Annotated in this window: 1 protein-coding gene; it reads left to right on the top strand. The window is 69.2% G+C overall.

From position 1 onward, the window contains the following. On the top strand, window positions 1-1,226 hold a 1,226-nt coding region (locus tag V5F77_RS28870), incomplete at both ends, for an FUSC family protein (RefSeq protein WP_429008483.1).

Here is a 1,226-nt window from a genome sequence, read left to right as displayed (position 1 = left end):
CTGGTCCGACAGAAGCTCGCCGCGGACGTCGCGGCGCTCGACGCGCTCATCATGCAACTGGCACACGATCCCGAGGCGCGCGCCTTCGCCCGCGAAGCCGGAGAGCTCCGCGGTCGCCTGCTGCTGCTCCTGCCGGTACTGTCCTCCCTCAACGACCGGATGCGCGCGATCACCCGCGAGGAAGCGATGGGCAGCGTGCGGGACGATCTTGTCGCCCTCGCCCGCGAAATCGCGGACTGGATCGGGGGGGCTCCCGACACGCCGGAGCGGTTGCGCGCACGGATCGCTGAGCTGACTCCGGATCCCGGCGCCCTCAGGGACTGGCCGAGCCTCCTTCATGCGAACCTCTGCGCCCGCCTCAAAGAGCTTGTCGATCTCTGGCAGGACTGCCTCGCGTTACGCCGGCAGGTGGCTGGAGACCCTGCTGCGGGACACTGGGCGCCCGTGCTGCACCACCGCCCCGTCATCGGCACCGCGCGCCATCATGATCACGGCCTGCTGCTATTCTCCACCGCTTCCGCCGCGCTCGCGACCCTGACGGCGAGCCTGATCTGGATCGCGAGCGGATGGCCCGGCGGCGCCAATTTCGTGGCCATGGCGGCGGTCGCCTGCTGCTTCTTCGGCGCCCAGGACCGGCCAGCCCCGTTCCTCTGGATGATGGTGGTCTGGGGCACCACGGCCCAGGTGATCGCCGGGGTCCTTCTGTTCACGGTGGTGCCCCAGATCCACGATTTCGCGATGCTCGTGCTGGTGCTGGTGCTGCCGTTCCTGCTGGTTGGGGCGCTCATTCCCCGCCCGGAACTCGGCCTCGTCACCCTACTGCTCGCCGCAACGGGTTCGGGCTCCCTCTCGGTCCAGAGCCACTACAATGCGGATTTCACCGTTTATGTGAATGAAAGCCTGGCGGTGACCGGCGGCTTCCTGTTCGCCTGGATCTGGGCGTTGGCGACCAAACCCTTCGGCGCCGAGATCACCGCCCGCCGCCTCGTGCGCTCGGGCTGGGCGGACCTTGCCGCCTGCGCCGCCGGCACCCGCCTGCAGGACCACCGCGTGCTGGTGAGCCGCACCCTCGACCGCCTCGGTCTGCTCATTCCCCGCCTCGCCTCGGGCGCCATCGACGACGGCCTCGCCACGGACGGGCTCAGAGACTTGCGCATCGGCTACAATGTCCTTGATCTGCAGCGCGATCGCCGGGCGCTGCCTGGTGCCGCAAAGGACGCCATCAA

It is taken from the genome of Roseixanthobacter psychrophilus, from assembly GCF_043195195.1.
In the GTDB taxonomy this organism is placed as follows: Bacteria; Pseudomonadota; Alphaproteobacteria; order Rhizobiales; family Xanthobacteraceae; genus NCEH01.
Note: the sequence above shows the minus strand (reverse complement) of the source record. Positions and strands in the feature narration are given on the sequence as shown.